Below are 15,462 nucleotides of genomic sequence, written 5' to 3' on the forward strand. Positions count from 1 at the left end.
TTATTGATCTAATTGGCGTTGAAAATCTCCAGATTTACCGCCAGACTTGCTTTCAAGGTAGGTTTCGCCAATAATCATACCTTTATCAACTGCTTTCGTCATGTCGTAAATGGTTAAAGCCGTTGCTGATGCAGCGGTTAAAGCTTCCATTTCAACACCGGTTTTGCCAGTTGTAGAGACAGTTGTTTGAATGTTTAAAGTATAAAGGGGTGCATTTGTTTCATCCCAGTTGAAGTGAACATCTATGCCAGTCAATGGTAATGGATGACACATCGGAATAATTGTTGATGTATTTTTGGCAGCCATAATACCAGCGATTTGAGCAGTGTTCAATACATTGCCTTTGGTATTGGTGTTATTAGAAATCTGCTTATAAATAGTTTCATTTACAGTAATGCTTGAATGAGCGACAGCAGTTCTTTTTGTAATTTGTTTGTCTGATACATCGACCATTTTGGCGTGGCCTTGTTGATTAATATGAGTAAACTCAGTCATTTTACCCCTCCTAGTGCATCTAGTATATCATGAAAAAATAAAAGTTTTGGAGATGATTTTTAATGGTAGTAGAAAAAAGAAACCCAATCCCAGTTAAAGAAGCAATTCAACGTATCGTTAATCAGCAGAGTACAATGCCGGCAATTACGGTAGCACTTGAAAAAAGTCTAAATCATATTTTAGCAGAAGATATTGTAGCTACTTATGATATACCAAGATTTGATAAATCACCTTATGATGGTTTTGCAATTCGCAGTGTTGATTCACAAGGGGCAAGTGGTCAGAATCGAATTGAGTTTAAAGTGATTGATCATATTGGTGCAGGTTCAGTTTCTGATAAATTAGTTGGGGATCACGAAGCGGTGCGTATTATGACTGGAGCACAAATACCTAATGGCGCAGATGCTGTTGTTATGTTTGAACAAACGATTGAACTAGAAGATACATTTACAATTCGTAAACCATTTTCAAAAAATGAAAATATATCTTTAAAAGGTGAAGAAACAACGACAGGCGATGTTGTTCTAAAAAAAGGACAAGTAATTAATCCAGGGGCTATTGCGGTCCTTGCAACATATGGCTATGCAGAGGTTAAAGTTATTAAGCAACCGAGCGTCGCTGTTATTGCAACAGGAAGCGAATTATTAGATGTTAATGATGTATTAGAAGATGGAAAAATTCGTAACTCTAATGGTCCAATGATTCGTGCCTTAGCAGAAAAATTAGGTCTTGAAGTTGGTATTTACAAAACACAACAAGATGATTTAGATAGTGGTATACAAGTCGTTAAAGAAGCTATGGAAAAACACGATATCGTTATTACAACGGGCGGAGTTTCTGTTGGAGACTTTGACTATTTACCTGAGATTTATAAGGCTGTAAAGGTGGAAGTGTTATTTAATAAAGTAGCAATGCGTCCTGGTAGCGTTACAACGGTTGCATTTGCAGATGGAAAGTATTTGTTTGGATTATCTGGAAATCCATCAGCTTGTTTTACAGCATTTGAACTATTTGTGAAACCAGCTGTTAAACATATGTGTGGCGCACTAGAAGTCTTCCCGCAAATAATTAAAGCAACATTAATGGAAGATTTTACCAAGGCAAACCCATTCACACGATTTATACGTGCTAAAGCAACGTTAACAAGTGCTGGAGCTACTGTAGTACCTTCAGGATTCAATAAATCAGGTGCAGTTGTAGCGATTGCACATGCTAACTGTATGGTCATGTTACCAGGAGGGTCACGTGGTTTTAAAGCGGGTCATACAGTAGATATTATATTGACTGAATCTGACGCTGCTGAAGAGGAACTTCTTTTATGATTTTACAAATTGTAGGTTACAAAAAGTCTGGTAAGACAACATTGATGAGGCATATTGTCTCTTTCTTAAAGTCACATGGTTATACAGTTGCTACTATTAAACATCATGGGCATGGTAAGGAAGATATTCAATTACAGGATTCAGACGTCGATCACATGAAGCATTTTGAAGCGGGGGCAGATCAAAGTATTGTACAAGGATTTCAATATCAGCAAACTGTAACACGTGTAGATAATCAAAATCTTACTCAAATTATTGAGAAATCTGTTACAATTGACACCAATATCGTATTAGTTGAAGGCTTTAAAAATGCTGATTTTGAAAAAGTCGTAGTCTATCGAAATGAAGAAGAGTTGCAAGTATTACAACAATTGACGAATGTTTGTTATAGCATTAATGTAAGGGAGCATGAAGATTTTACAGCATTTGAGCAATGGTTATTAAATAAAATTAAAAATGATTGTGATACACAATTAACATAGAGGATTGAAATGAATGAAACAATTTGAAATCGTGACAGAACCGATACAAACAGAACAATATCGTGAATTCACTATAAATGAATATCAAGGTGCAGTAGTTGTTTTTACCGGTCATGTTCGCGAATGGACTAAAGGCGTCAAAACGGAATATTTAGAATATGAAGCGTATATTCCAATGGCTGAAAAGAAATTGGCACAAATTGGAGATGAAATAAATGAAAAATGGCCTGGAACGATAACGAGTATTGTTCATAGAATAGGGCCATTACAAATTTCAGATATCGCTGTATTAATTGCAGTTTCTTCACCGCATCGTAAAGATGCCTATCGAGCAAATGAATATGCAATTGAGCGTATCAAAGAAATTGTTCCGATTTGGAAAAAAGAAATTTGGGAAGATGGTTCAAAATGGCAAGGACATCAAAAAGGGAATTATGAAGAAGCGAAGAGGGAGGAATAAGAGAGATGAAGGTACTTTACTTCGCAGAAATTAAAGATATATTACAAAAAGCACAGGAAGATATTGTGCTTGAACAAGCATTGACTGTACAACAATTTGAAAATTTATTGTTTGAACGTTATCCGCAAATCAATAATAAAAAGTTTCAAGTTGCTGTAAATGAGGAATTTGTACAAAAATCCGATTTCATTCAACCTAATGATACCGTTGCATTAATTCCACCGGTTAGTGGAGGTTAAGCGAGCATGAAAGCAATAATTCTTGCAGGTGGTCATTCAGTAAGATTTGGTAAGCCCAAAGCTTTTGCGGAAGTGAACGGTGAGACCTTTTATAGTAGAGTAATTAAGACATTAGAATCAACAAATATGTTCAATGAAATTATTATTAGTACAAATGCGCAATTGGCAACGCAATTTAAATATCCAAATGTTGTTATAGATGATGAGAATCATAATGATAAAGGTCCATTAGCAGGAATTTATACAATCATGAAGCAACATCCTGAAGAAGAATTGTTTTTTGTCGTTTCTGTTGATACACCAATGATTACTGGTAAAGCTGTAAGCACGTTGTATCAGTTTTTAGTTTCTCATCTTATTGAAAATCATTTAGATGTCGCAGCTTTTAAAGAAGATGGACGTTTTATTCCAACAATTGCATTTTATAGTCCGAATGCATTAGGCGCTATAACTAAAGCACTACATTCTGATAATTACAGTTTTAAAAATGTATATCATGAATTATCAACTGATTATTTGGATGTCAGGGATGTAGATGCGCCCTCATATTGGTACAAAAATATAAATTATCAGCATGATTTGGACGCTTTAATTCAAAAATTGTAAGCCGTTAGGAGGTCCACAAATGGTAGAACAAATAAAAGATAAACTAGGACGTCCCATCCGTGACTTACGGTTATCTGTGACAGATCGGTGTAACTTTAGGTGTGATTATTGCATGCCTAAAGAGGTATTTGGAGATGATTTCGTATTTTTACCTAAAAATGAACTGTTAACGTTTGATGAAATGGCTAGAATCGCTAAGGTATATGCAGAATTAGGTGTAAAAAAAATACGCATTACAGGTGGAGAACCATTGATGCGACGGGATTTAGATGTACTTATTGCTAAATTAAATCAAATCGATGGTATTGAAGATATTGGTTTGACTACAAATGGTTTGTTATTAAAAAAGCATGGACAAAAGTTATATGATGCTGGGCTACGCAGAATTAATGTCAGTTTGGATGCTATTGATGATACGCTATTTCAATCAATCAATAATCGTAATATTAAAGCGACTACGATTTTAGAACAAATTGATTACGCGACGTCTATTGGTTTGAATGTAAAAGTAAATGTTGTTATACAAAAAGGTATTAACGATGATCAAATTATACCAATGCTTGAATATTTTAAAGATAAACATATAGAGATTCGATTTATAGAATTTATGGATGTTGGTAATGATAATGGATGGGATTTCAGCAAAGTTGTAACTAAAGATGAAATGCTTACTATGATAGAGCAGCACTTTGAAATTGATCCTGTAGAACCAAAATATTTTGGGGAAGTAGCAAAATATTATCGACATAAGGATAATGGTGTTCAATTTGGTTTGATTACAAGTGTTTCACAATCATTTTGTTCTACATGTACACGGGCAAGGCTGTCATCAGATGGGAAGTTTTACGGATGTTTATTTGCAACTGCCGATGGATTTAACGTTAAAGCGTTTATTCGTTCTGGCGTGACCGACGAAGAATTAAAAGAACAATTTAAAGCTTTATGGCAAATAAGAGATGATCGATATTCAGATGAGAGAACTGCTCAAACAGTTGCCAATCGTCAACGTAAAAAGATAAACATGAATTATATTGGTGGTTAATGTGTAGGAACCACTACATATTAAATCATTAGAGATTCTTTAATATTTCTGTCTTACTCCCTAAAATACAATATTATTTATTAAAGTAAAAACGGTCATATCTATGCCAAATTTAATAGAAATGATCGTTTTAAATATTTTTACAAATTGGCGGGGCCCCAACATAGAAGGTGACGAAAAGTCAGCTTACAATAATGTGCAAGTTGGGGAACGGGGCCCCAACATAGAGAATTCCAAAAAGAAATTCTACAGACAATGCAAGTTGGCGGGGCCCCAACATAGAGAATTTCAAAAAGAAATTCTACAGACAATGCAAGTTGGGGAACAACGAAATAAATTTTATGAAAATATCATTTCTATCCCACTCTTAAGAATCACTACATAATAAATCTTTAGTGGCTCTTTAACATTGTTGTCACACTCCAAGTCATTGAGTTGTAATATATCTTTTTTAGGTATAAATGTTGTCGAATAAACAACAAGTTGTCCAAAAGATATAAATCTAAACAAGATATAGCTAGCAATTTAATATTTGTAATAGATAAAATGCTAAGTTTGATATATAATAAATTTAAGTAATTGTATAATAATATGAATTACAAACATCTAAGAAGAAACATAGGAGGCATCATATTATGAGTAATAAAGTTCAACGTTTTATAGAAGCAGAAAGGGAGTTAAGTCAGTTAAAGCACTGGTTAAAAACAACACATAAGATTTCAATTGAAGAATTTGTAGTACTTTTTAAAGTGTATGAAGCTGAAAAGATTAGCGGTAAAGAATTGAGGGATACATTACATTTTGAAATGCTATGGGATACAAGTAAAATCGATGTGATTATCCGTAAAATCTATAAAAAAGAGCTTATTTCTAAATTGCGTTCTGAAACGGATGAAAGACAAGTATTCTATTTCTATAGTACTTCTCAAAAGAAATTGTTAGATAAAATTACTAAAGAAATAGAAGTGTTAAGCGTTACAAACTAAAAACTTAAAAAGCATGCCAATCAGTACATCATAATTGCGTCTTGGGGACAGACAAATGATGAATAGAGATTGGCATGCTTTTTATTTTTGAATATAAATATTTAGTTCATGGCATTTCTAGTTACATGACGTCCATGAATTAAGAAGTAAACAAGCATAGTAATGATTGCTAAAGCGGCCATAAAACCGAAGATTTCACTATATGAAAACATATGAGTAAATAACCCAAGGAATGATGGACCGAAGCCGACACCTGCATCTAGACCAACGTAAAAAGTAGATGTCGCGATACCATATTTAATCGGGGGTGAGACTTTTATCGCAATAGATTGCATTGCAGATGATAAATTTCCATACCCTAAACCTAGGCAAGCACCAGCAAGTAATATTAACCAGCTTTGATAGCTTGAAATTAAGCACACAAATGAAAGGAAAAGCATGATAAATGCTGGGTAGACAATAATATTTTCATTTTTATCATCCATCAATCTACCAGCAATAGGTCTAGTAATTAACGATGCTATAGCATAGCAAATAAAGAAATAGCTTGCTGCAGTTACTAGGTGTCGCTCTATAGCAAATGCTTGTAAATAAGTTAGGATGGACGCATAGGTAACGCCAATTAAAAGCATAATAACAGCAACAGGAATGGCCTCTTTTGCAATAAATTGATGAATACTAAATCTTGGTTTATCAATGACATTAGTTTCAGTTTTGCTATTTGTTACTTCGAAATCAACTTTTATAAATAATGAGATAATGACTCCGAGTATGCCTAATATAACACAAATAATAAACAGTAAATCAATTGCGTATTTTGTAATAAGTAACATGCCTAGAAATGGGCCAATCGCTGTACCTAATACTAAACTTAAAGAAAATAAACTGATGCCTTCACTTTTTCTATTAACAGGGGTAACGTATGCCGCAATAGTACCTGTTGCAGTTGTCACAACTGCAGTTGCGATACCGTTTATGAGACGTACAAAGATTAAAAAAGCTAAAGATCCATCAATAAAATAAAGTAATTGCGTGATAATTAAAGCAATTAAACCAATAAATAATAATCGTTTAGGTCCGATTTGATTTACAAATTTACCTGTAGCAAATCGACCAATTAAAGAACCGACAATAAATAGTCCTACAACTAATCCGGCTAATGAATCGGAAGCGTCGAAAGCTTGCTTACTATAGCCAGCAATAACTACAAGTAACAAATACATGCATAGGTATACGATAAAATTGACAAAAAAGTTAATTGTAAAACTTTTGGTGAAAATAGGTGATTTATTTAATGAGCCTTGATTAGTCATTGTGTGCCTCCTTTAATAATATCTCATGAATTTGATTCATCACATTTATGGTTTCTTGCATTTGATCTTGTGAAATGTTTGTTTTGGCAACTACTGCTTGTTGGAGCTTTTGTACATCAAGACAAACAATCTCATATAATTCATGCCCTTTAGGTGTTAAAGTTAAAAACTTTTGTCGTTTATCCTCTAAACTGTTTTCTACTGTTATAAGGTCATTTTCTATTAGAGCTTTTAAAGTTTTTCTTGCAGTAGGCTTTTCAATTGCACGTCTATGTGAAATTTCAATGAGAGTAGTGGGTTGATGTTTAGCGATATCGCGTAAGATTAACCATTGACCATAATATATATTGTGTTTTTCCAAAATAGGCTCTGTTAATTTTAAATACGGGCGATATATTGTTATAAAACTATTGAAAAATTCTTGTGATAGCATAGCGACATCTCCTAAGACAAAATAGTTAGCTTAGCTAACCTTTTTTACAACAATAGTAATTATAAAACGGGGACAATTAGAAATCAATATATAATTATTAAGAGCAAAAATATTTATACTTTGTTAAAATAAGCGTAATTACATGTAAATAGGGGGATACTAATGATATTGAAATTTGATCACATCATTCATTATATAGATCAGTTAGATCGGTTTAGTTTTCCAGGAGATGTTATAAAATTACATTCAGGTGGGTATCATCATAAATATGGAACATTCAATAAATTAGGTTATATCAATGAAAATTATATTGAGCTACTAGATGTAGAAAATAATGAAAAGTTGAAAAAGATGGCAAAAACGATAGAAGGTGGAGTCGCTTTTGCTACTCAAATTGTTCAAGAGAAGTATGAGCAAGGCTTTAAAAATATTTGTTTGCGTACAAATGATATAGAGGCAGTTAAAAATAAACTACAAAGTGAGCAGGTTGAAGTAGTAGGACCGATTCAAATGGAAAGAGATACACATAAAGATGGTAAGGTAAAGTGGCAATTGCTTTATATAATGAATCAGGATGATGATGAAATTAAGCCACCATTTTTTATTCAATGGGAAGAAAGTGATTCCATGCGTACTAAAAAATTACAAAAATATTTTCAAAAACAATTTTCAATTGAAACTGTTATTGTGAAAAGTAAAAACCGATCACAAACAGTATCGAATTGGTTGAAATGGTTTGATATGGACATTGTAGAAGAGAACGACCATTACACAGATTTGATTTTAAAAAATGATGATATTTATTTTAGAATTGAAGATGGTAAAGTTTCAAAATATCATTCGGTTATAATAAAAGACGCACAAGCAACTTCACCATATTCAATTTTTATCAGAGGTGCTATTTATCGCTTTGAACCATTAGTATAAATATACGTAAGTGCTATGAGCGAGAATGCCCATATGAATAATGGCAAGCGCAATGGAAAGAATCGTTAATATATTATTTAATCGTGATGACTTAATTAAAATGAAAAAGATTGATAATATAAATGTGAAAAAGATAAGTATAACCCGTAAACTAAAGTAATTCACGGTGAGAGGTTGACTCAATGTCATAATGATTGCAACGATGTTCATAATTATAAATAGACTTAAAATAATTGTTCTCATATCAAACACCTCATTGTTAGATTATTGACATTATAACAGGGGTAATTGTATATGAACATTAATGTGGTTGCTTGAGGAGAAATTTATTCATTGAAGTCAAATTGGTTCATGTTAGAAATGAATATCGTGTTAGATGATGAAAGTATATTGAAGTATAGGTAACTAGTTGAAAAGTATTAATTGTACGATAACATTAAATTTAACAGGAAGCATAGATATAAAATGATTCACAATTAAAATGAGTAAATTTGAACTTGCTAAACTATTAATTGGAGCATGGACATTTCAAAAATAAGAGTTCAAATCTTACACAAGCTCTGAATCGACACTATAAGATACAAACTGTATAATTAAAGGTATTGTTAAATAGAAGGAGATATCATAAATCATGGAAAAGATGCATATCACTAATCAGGAACATGACGCATTTGTTAAATCTAACCCAAATGGAGATTTATTACAATTAACGAAATGGGCAGAAACAAAAAAATTAACTGGATGGTACGCGCGAAGAATCGCTGTAGGTCGTGACGGTGAAATTCAGGGTGTTGCGCAGTTACTTTTTAAAAAAGTACCTAAATTACCTTATACGCTATGTTATATTTCACGTGGTTTTGTTGTTGATTATAGTAATAAAGAGGCGTTAAATGCATTGTTAGACAGTGCAAAAGAAATTGCTAAAGCTGAGAAAGCGTATGCAATTAAAATCGATCCTGATGTTGAAGTTGATAAAGGTACAGATGCTTTGCAAAATTTGAAAGCGCTTGGTTTTAAACATAAAGGATTTAAAGAAGGTTTATCAAAAGACTACATCCAACCACGTATGACTATGATTACACCAATTGATAAAAATGATGATGAGTTATTAAATAGCTTCGAACGCCGAAATCGTTCAAAAGTGCGCTTGGCTTTAAAACGAGGTACGACAGTAGAACGATCTGATAGAGAAGGTTTAAAAACATTTGCTGAATTAATGAAAATCACTGGGGAACGCGATGGCTTCTTAACGCGTGATATTAGTTACTTTGAAAATATTTATGATGCGTTGCATGAAGATGGAGATGCTGAACTATTTTTAGTAAAGTTGGATCCAAAAGAAAATATAGCGAAAGTAAATCAAGAATTGAATGAACTTCATGCCGAAATTGCTAAATGGCAGCAGAAGATGGAAACATCTGAAAAGCAAGCTAAAAAAGCGCAAAATATGATTAATGATGCGCAAAATAAAATTGCTAAAAATGAAGATTTAAAACGAGACCTAGAAGCTTTAGAAAAGGAACATCCTGAAGGTATTTATCTTTCTGGTGCACTATTAATGTTTGCTGGCTCAAAATCATATTACTTATATGGTGCGTCTTCTAATGAATTTAGAGATTTTTTACCAAATCATCATATGCAGTATACGATGATGAAGTATGCACGTGAACATGGTGCAACAACTTACGATTTCGGTGGTACAGATAATGATCCAGATAAAGACTCAGAACATTATGGATTATGGGCATTTAAAAAAGTGTGGGGAACATACTTAAGTGAAAAGATTGGTGAATTTGATTATGTATTGAATCAGCCATTGTACCAATTAATTGAGCAAGTTAAACCGCGTTTAACAAAAGCTAAAATTAAAATATCTCGTAAATTAAAACGAAAATAGATTAACGACTGAAATCTGAACGCTCATAAGACTGTCATTTGCGTTCAGATTTTTTTACACAATATAGAATGGTTGAGTAAAATATTTTTGAATATAGTGAAAGAGGGGGAAGTACTGTGATAAAAAAGCTATTACAATTTTCTTTGGGGAATAAGTTTGCTATCTTTTTAATGGTTGTTTTAGTTGTCTTGGGCGGTGTATACGCGAGTGCTAAATTGAAATTAGAATTACTACCAAATGTACAAAATCCAGTTATTTCAGTTACAACATCAATGCCGGGTGCAACGCCACAAAGTACCCAAGATGAAATAAGTAGTAAAATTGACAATCAAGTAAGATCGTTGGCATATGTGAAAAATGTTAAAACGCAATCCATACAAAATGCTTCAATTGTAACAGTTGAATATGAAAATAATACAGATATGGATAAAGCAGAAGAACAGCTTAAAAAAGAAATCGATAAAATTAAATTTAAAGATGAAGTTGGTCAACCAGAATTAAGACGTAATTCGATGGACGCTTTTCCGGTTTTAGCATATTCATTTTCAAATAAAGAGAATGACTTGAAAAAAGTAACGAAAGTACTGAATGAACAATTAATACCAAAATTACAAACGGTAGATGGTGTGCAAAATGCGCAATTAAATGGGCAGACGAACCGTGAAATCACCCTTAAATTTAAGCAAAATGAACTTGAAAAATATGGGTTGACTGCTGATGATGTAGAAAACTATCTAAAAACGGCAACAAGAACAACGCCACTTGGATTGTTCCAATTTGGTGATAAAGATAAATCAATTGTTGTTGATGGTCAATATCAATCTGTTGATGCTTTTAAAAACATAAATATTCCATTAACGTTGGCAGGAGGGCAAGGGCAATCTCAATCCCAAAGTGACAATAAACAAAATTCAGCCATGTCAGACGTTAATCAGGCATCACCGCAGCAAAATTCAAAAACGTCAGCATCAAATAATATAAGTGGTATGCCGACAGCGAAACTAGGAGATTTAGCTGATATTACAGTTGGTGATGTGCGTACTTCTATTTCTAAAACGAATGGCAAGGATGCGGTTAATCTACAAATAACTAAAGCTCAAGATGCCAATACAGTTCAAGTAGCCAAAGATGTACAGCGTAAAATTGATACATTCGTTGATGAAAATAAAGATTTTAATGTCACAAAAACAATGGATACTGCAAAGCCTGTTGAGAAATCACTTTATACGATGGTTGAAAAAGCATCATTAGGTACAATCGTGGCAATTATAGTTATTTTGCTGTTTTTAAGAAACATTCGTACGACGGCAATTTCTATTATATCCATTCCATTATCACTTCTTATGGCGCTTATTGCTCTGAAATTGAGTGATGTTTCATTGAATATACTAACGTTAGGTGCATTAACAGTAGCGATTGGACGTGTGATAGACGATTCGATTGTAGTTGTTGAAAATATTTATCGACGCTTAACAGATTCAGAAGAACAACTAAAAGGTGAAAATTTAATTATCAGTGCGACAACTGAAGTATTTAAACCAATAATGTCATCGACACTAGTTACTATTATCGTCTTCTTACCACTTGTGTTTGTATCAGGTTCAGTAGGAGAAATGTTTAGACCTTTTGCATTGGCTATTGCATTTAGTTTATTAGCATCGTTATTAGTGTCAATTACACTCGTTCCAGCGTTGGCAGCAACACTATTTAAAAAAGGCGTTAAACGTCGTAATAAACAACATCAAGAAGGATTAGGTGTTGTTAGTACAACTTATAAAAAAGTATTGCATTGGTCACTAAATCATAAGTGGATTGTAATTATATTAAGTACATTAATTTTGGTTACAACTATTGTATTTGGAGGACCGAGACTAGGCACTAGCTTTATTTCAGCAGGTGACGATAAATTTTTAGCTATTACTTATACACCGAAGCCTGGTGAAACGGAGCAAGCAGTGTTGAATCATGCGAAAGATGTTGAAAAATATTTAAAACAGAAAAAGCATGTAAAAACAATTCAATACTCAGTTGGCGGTAGTAGTCCAGTAGATCCAACGGGTAGTACAAATAGTATGGCAATCATGGTTGAATATGATAATGACACGCCTAATTTTGATGTAGAAGCGGATAAGGTTATTAAACATGCAGATGGCTTTAAACATCCTGGAGAGTGGAAAAATCAAGATTTAGGAACAGGTGCAGGTAATAAATCTGTAGAGGTTACTGTGAAAGGTCCATCTATGGATGCCATAAAATCAACTGTAAAAGATATTGAACAGAAAATGAAACAGGTTAAAGGTCTAGCCAATGTCAAATCTGATTTATCACAAACATATGATCAGTATGAAATTAAAGTTGATCAAAATAAAGCGGCAGAAAATGGTATTTCTGCAAGTCAACTTGCAATGCACTTGAATGAAAACTTACCAGAAAAAACAGTTACGACTGTTAAAGAAAATGGTAAAACTGTTGATGTTAAAGTCAAACAAAATAAGCAAACAGACTGGTCAGAAGATAAGTTGAATAATATAACTTTGAAAAAGCCGACTGGTGGTACGATTAAATTGGGAGATATCGCTACGTTAGTTAAAACAACGACACCAAGTAAATTGACGCAAGAACAAGGTGATTATGCAACGACGGTATCTGCTAAAGTAACAAATAAAGATGTGGGTGGCACAACACGACAAGTGATGTCTAAAATAAATAATTTGGACAAACCGAATAATGTAAAGGTTAATATCGGTGGTGCATCAGATGATATTAACAATGCAATGACACAATTAGCCTTTGCAATGTTAGCTGCAATCATTATCGTATATTTAATCCTAGTTATTACATTTAAAGGTGGCTTAGCACCATTTACAATTTTATTCTCTTTACCATTTACAGTTATCGGTGTAATTATTGCACTATTAATCACAGGAGAAACAATATCAGTACCAAGTTTAATTGGTATGCTAATGTTAATTGGAATTGTAGTAACAAATGCCATTGTGTTAATAGACCGTGTCATTAATAATGAGCAGCAGGGCATGGAGATGAAAGAAGCATTAATCGAAGCAGGCGGTACTAGAATTAGACCGATATTAATGACGGCGATTGCAACAATCGGTGCATTAGTTCCTTTGTTATTTGGTCAAGATAGCTCGATTCTTATTTCGAAAGGATTAGCCGCTACAGTTATTGGTGGTTTAATTTCATCAACTTTATTAACACTTGTAGTTGTACCAGTAATATATGAAATTCTCTTTACTTTAAAAAAACGATTCACTAAACGATAGATAATATAAAAGCCATAAAAGCGGTCATGATGTTGACTACTTTTATGGCTTTTTAAAATTTGAAATTTTAGACCTTATTTCACGTGCGATTTAATCGATGTGTTAATAAAACAATACTGGCATTCGATATGTAATCTGATGATAATATAAGGTTGCAATTATGTTATTGCATGTTTTGTTTATTACTTAGAATAGTACGATGGTTAAGATGAAATATATGACGAAGATAAATAATGACATTAAATTCAAGATGTTTACGCCTTTTAGATCTTTTTTAAGCATTTTAAATCCTGTCACTTCGACATTACCAACTAAGAGTAATAAGACGATAAATACCCACCAATTCTCTTTTGGAAAACTCATCGTCGTTAATGCTAAGACGAATAATAACAACACACCCATAATAATTCTCAAAATTCGAGTAAATACAACTTCCATTTTAAAAATACTAATAAAACTAACAATTAGATAAAGTATTGCTAGTAAAATCAGATAAAATTGCATATGATAACTTCCTCTCCGTTTCAAAGGGTTCATGTAGTACAGTAGCGTAGAAAACATAAATAGCAGTGTTGGGATAGATATGCGCGTATGTTGTTAATGAGACACTAAATCATAACACGACAACATCTTGTGATTCTAGATGTAATTGAGCGAAAAATGAAGCAATTCATCAATATAACGTATTCAGAGCAATGCTAGTCAAATTTATGTAATGAAAAGCATTTATTGTCTGAATGATAGATTATTAATCTTGCATTTGAGCACGAACGTTTCTAATTTCATTTTCAATATCTTTAAGTTGACGAACAAGAGCGGAAGTATCTAAATTCAAAGATTCCCGTTTTTCTAAGTCACCTTGAAGACGAACATAATCATATTTAAGTTCGGCTAGTTGGTTTTCTAAAGACATACTATAACACTCCTTTGAAATATAATTAAGTGCATTTAATGTAGATTATAGCATGAAACAGTAGACTTCTAAAATATCTGTGGAGTATGTTAAAGTTATAAATTATGAAGATTATTGAAAGAAGGGATAACAGTGACAGAACAATTTACTATGATTATTTTATTAATTGCGCTTGGTTACTTTTTGAAGCGCATTAATTATATAAAGGCAACAGATAGTCAAGTCATTGCTACATTAGTTCTTAATGTCACACTCCCATCTTTAGTTATTGTGAATTTAAACAGTGCAGAATTAAAATTGTCATTATCCATTTTACCAATTTTAATGATTATCTATGGTATTGTGGCGAAAATGATTGCTGTCTGGTTTTTTAGAAAATATGATAATCACATGCGTGGATCAGTAGGTATGATGACTGGTGCTATGAATATTGGATTGTTTGCATATCCACTAATTGAAGTGATATGGCCTAAAACGGGACTTATTTATTTTGGTATGGCTGATATAGGTGGTGCCTTTGTGATGTTTGGAATTACTTACTTTGTAGGTAGCTACTTTAGTGAAGGTAGTGATCAATTCGATTTTAAATATTTAGGTAAGAAATTATTACAATCAGTGCCACTCGTTACATACATTGTAATGTTTATATTGAATATAAGTCACATCCATTTACCACATGTGGCAATCGATTTCTTTAGCATACTTTCCCATGCAAATATGCCGTTATCAATGATTTTGCTAGGTGTCATGTTGAATTTTACTCTGGAAAGAAAGTATATACCTGCTACTATTAAATATTTATGTTTACATTATGGATTAGCATTAGTTGCGGGATTGTTAGTACATGTGTTGCTACCGGTATCAGATGATATGATTAAGACGACATTGTTGGTCACTTGGATGTTCCCGGTTGGTGTCGCAATTATTTCTTATGGTATTCAGTTTAAATATCGAACACTGCCATTTATAGGTATGACGACCAATTTAACAATCATTATTAGTATCATTATTTTGTACGTGTATCAGGCAGTGTTTGTCTAGTTTACACATTTGAAAATAAAAT

The 15,462-nt window shown here is 32.9% G+C and carries 18 protein-coding genes; 11 read left to right on the plus strand and 7 right to left on the minus strand.

Annotated elements, in window-relative coordinates:
• Entirely contained in the window at positions 1-495 is a 495-nt protein-coding gene (gene moaC, locus NST10_RS12115; protein WP_000134529.1) for a cyclic pyranopterin monophosphate synthase MoaC, read from the minus strand.
• Between the two features lie 62 nt (positions 496-557).
• Here moaC and glp point away from each other — a divergent pair, with 62 nt between their 5' ends.
• Genes glp through moaA form a run of 6 tightly spaced genes read left to right on the plus strand, consistent with a single transcriptional unit; the run spans position 558 to position 4,646 of the window.
• Entirely contained in the window at positions 558-1,817 is a 1,260-nt protein-coding gene (gene glp, locus NST10_RS12120) for a gephyrin-like molybdotransferase Glp (protein ID WP_339209955.1), read from the plus strand.
• Positions 1,814-2,299 carry a molybdopterin-guanine dinucleotide biosynthesis protein B gene (gene mobB / locus NST10_RS12125; protein WP_000602938.1) on the plus strand — a complete coding sequence of 162 codons (486 nt, stop codon included), beginning with the start codon at positions 1,814-1,816 and terminating at the stop codon, positions 2,297-2,299. Before glp ends, mobB begins: the two co-directional genes overlap by 4 nt.
• Before the next feature lie 13 nt (positions 2,300-2,312).
• Positions 2,313-2,759 carry a molybdenum cofactor biosynthesis protein MoaE gene (locus tag NST10_RS12130; RefSeq protein ID WP_000808500.1) on the plus strand — a complete coding sequence of 149 codons (447 nt, stop codon included), beginning with the start codon at positions 2,313-2,315 and terminating at the stop codon, positions 2,757-2,759.
• A 5-nt stretch (positions 2,760-2,764) separates the two neighbouring features.
• On the plus strand, positions 2,765-2,998 hold the full coding sequence (moaD, locus tag NST10_RS12135) for a molybdopterin converting factor subunit 1 (RefSeq protein ID WP_000866973.1): 234 nt from the start codon (positions 2,765-2,767) through the stop codon (positions 2,996-2,998).
• Positions 2,999-3,004: 6 nt separating this feature from the next.
• A complete protein-coding gene (gene mobA, locus NST10_RS12140; protein WP_000643988.1) occupies positions 3,005-3,604 on the plus strand; it encodes a molybdenum cofactor guanylyltransferase MobA in 600 nt (199 codons plus the stop codon).
• A 19-nt stretch (positions 3,605-3,623) separates the two neighbouring features.
• The gene (gene moaA, locus NST10_RS12145; RefSeq protein WP_000230171.1) at positions 3,624-4,646 is read left to right on the plus strand and encodes a GTP 3',8-cyclase MoaA; all 1,023 of its coding nucleotides are present in this window, start codon (positions 3,624-3,626) and stop codon (positions 4,644-4,646) included.
• 339 nt (positions 4,647-4,985) lie between these two features.
• Here moaA and NST10_RS12150 read toward each other — a convergent pair whose 3' ends face one another.
• On the minus strand, positions 4,986-5,156 hold the full coding sequence (locus NST10_RS12150) for a hypothetical protein (RefSeq protein WP_001791501.1): 171 nt from the start codon (positions 5,154-5,156) through the stop codon (positions 4,986-4,988).
• A gap of 125 nt (positions 5,157-5,281) precedes the next feature.
• Between NST10_RS12150 and sarV the strand changes: the two genes are divergently transcribed.
• A complete protein-coding gene (gene sarV / locus NST10_RS12155) occupies positions 5,282-5,632 on the plus strand; it encodes an HTH-type transcriptional regulator SarV (RefSeq protein ID WP_000066900.1) in 351 nt (116 codons plus the stop codon).
• A 101-nt stretch (positions 5,633-5,733) separates the two neighbouring features.
• Here the strand turns inward: sarV and NST10_RS12160 are convergent, their stop codons facing one another.
• Entirely contained in the window at positions 5,734-6,945 is a 1,212-nt protein-coding gene (locus NST10_RS12160; RefSeq protein ID WP_000184409.1) for an MFS transporter, read from the minus strand.
• Positions 6,938-7,378: a MarR family transcriptional regulator gene (locus tag NST10_RS12165; protein ID WP_000951069.1), complete on the minus strand. Its 441-nt coding sequence runs from the start codon at positions 7,376-7,378 to the stop codon at positions 6,938-6,940. The genes NST10_RS12160 and NST10_RS12165 overlap by 8 nt, the downstream gene beginning before the upstream one ends.
• 162 nt (positions 7,379-7,540) lie before the next feature.
• Between NST10_RS12165 and NST10_RS12170 the strand changes: the two genes are divergently transcribed.
• Complete coding sequence (locus tag NST10_RS12170) at positions 7,541-8,305, plus strand: VOC family protein (protein ID WP_000600967.1); 765 nt, start codon at positions 7,541-7,543, stop codon at positions 8,303-8,305.
• Here the strand turns inward: NST10_RS12170 and NST10_RS12175 are convergent.
• Positions 8,297-8,548: a hypothetical protein gene (locus NST10_RS12175; protein ID WP_001573526.1), complete on the minus strand. Its 252-nt coding sequence runs from the start codon at positions 8,546-8,548 to the stop codon at positions 8,297-8,299. The two genes, NST10_RS12170 and NST10_RS12175, sit on opposite strands and share 9 nt — an antisense overlap.
• Positions 8,549-8,936: 388 nt before the next feature.
• Here NST10_RS12175 and femX point away from each other — a divergent pair, with 388 nt between their 5' ends.
• Both femX and NST10_RS12185 read left to right on the plus strand, forming a co-directional pair.
• Complete coding sequence (gene femX, locus NST10_RS12180) at positions 8,937-10,202, plus strand: lipid II:glycine glycyltransferase (protein ID WP_000413875.1); 1,266 nt, start codon at positions 8,937-8,939, stop codon at positions 10,200-10,202.
• A gap of 116 nt (positions 10,203-10,318) precedes the next feature.
• Positions 10,319-13,486: an efflux RND transporter permease subunit gene (locus tag NST10_RS12185; RefSeq protein WP_000592291.1), complete on the plus strand. Its 3,168-nt coding sequence runs from the start codon at positions 10,319-10,321 to the stop codon at positions 13,484-13,486.
• Positions 13,487-13,672: 186 nt separating this feature from the next.
• Here the strand turns inward: NST10_RS12185 and mspA are convergent, their stop codons facing one another.
• Positions 13,673-13,990, minus strand: a complete 318-nt coding sequence (gene mspA, locus NST10_RS12190; protein WP_001161085.1) for a membrane stabilizing protein MspA — start codon at positions 13,988-13,990, stop codon at positions 13,673-13,675.
• 244 nt (positions 13,991-14,234) lie between these two features.
• On the minus strand, positions 14,235-14,399 hold the full coding sequence (locus NST10_RS12195) for an SE1832 family protein (protein WP_000051210.1): 165 nt from the start codon (positions 14,397-14,399) through the stop codon (positions 14,235-14,237).
• Between the two features lie 132 nt (positions 14,400-14,531).
• Here NST10_RS12195 and NST10_RS12200 point away from each other — a divergent pair, with 132 nt between their 5' ends.
• On the plus strand, positions 14,532-15,440 hold the full coding sequence (locus tag NST10_RS12200) for an AEC family transporter (RefSeq protein WP_000139200.1): 909 nt from the start codon (positions 14,532-14,534) through the stop codon (positions 15,438-15,440).
• Positions 15,441-15,462: the final 22 nt, after the last annotated feature.

This window comes from Staphylococcus sp. FSL W8-0305, from assembly GCF_037966415.1.
Taxonomy (GTDB): Bacteria; Bacillota; Bacilli; order Staphylococcales; family Staphylococcaceae; genus Staphylococcus; species Staphylococcus aureus.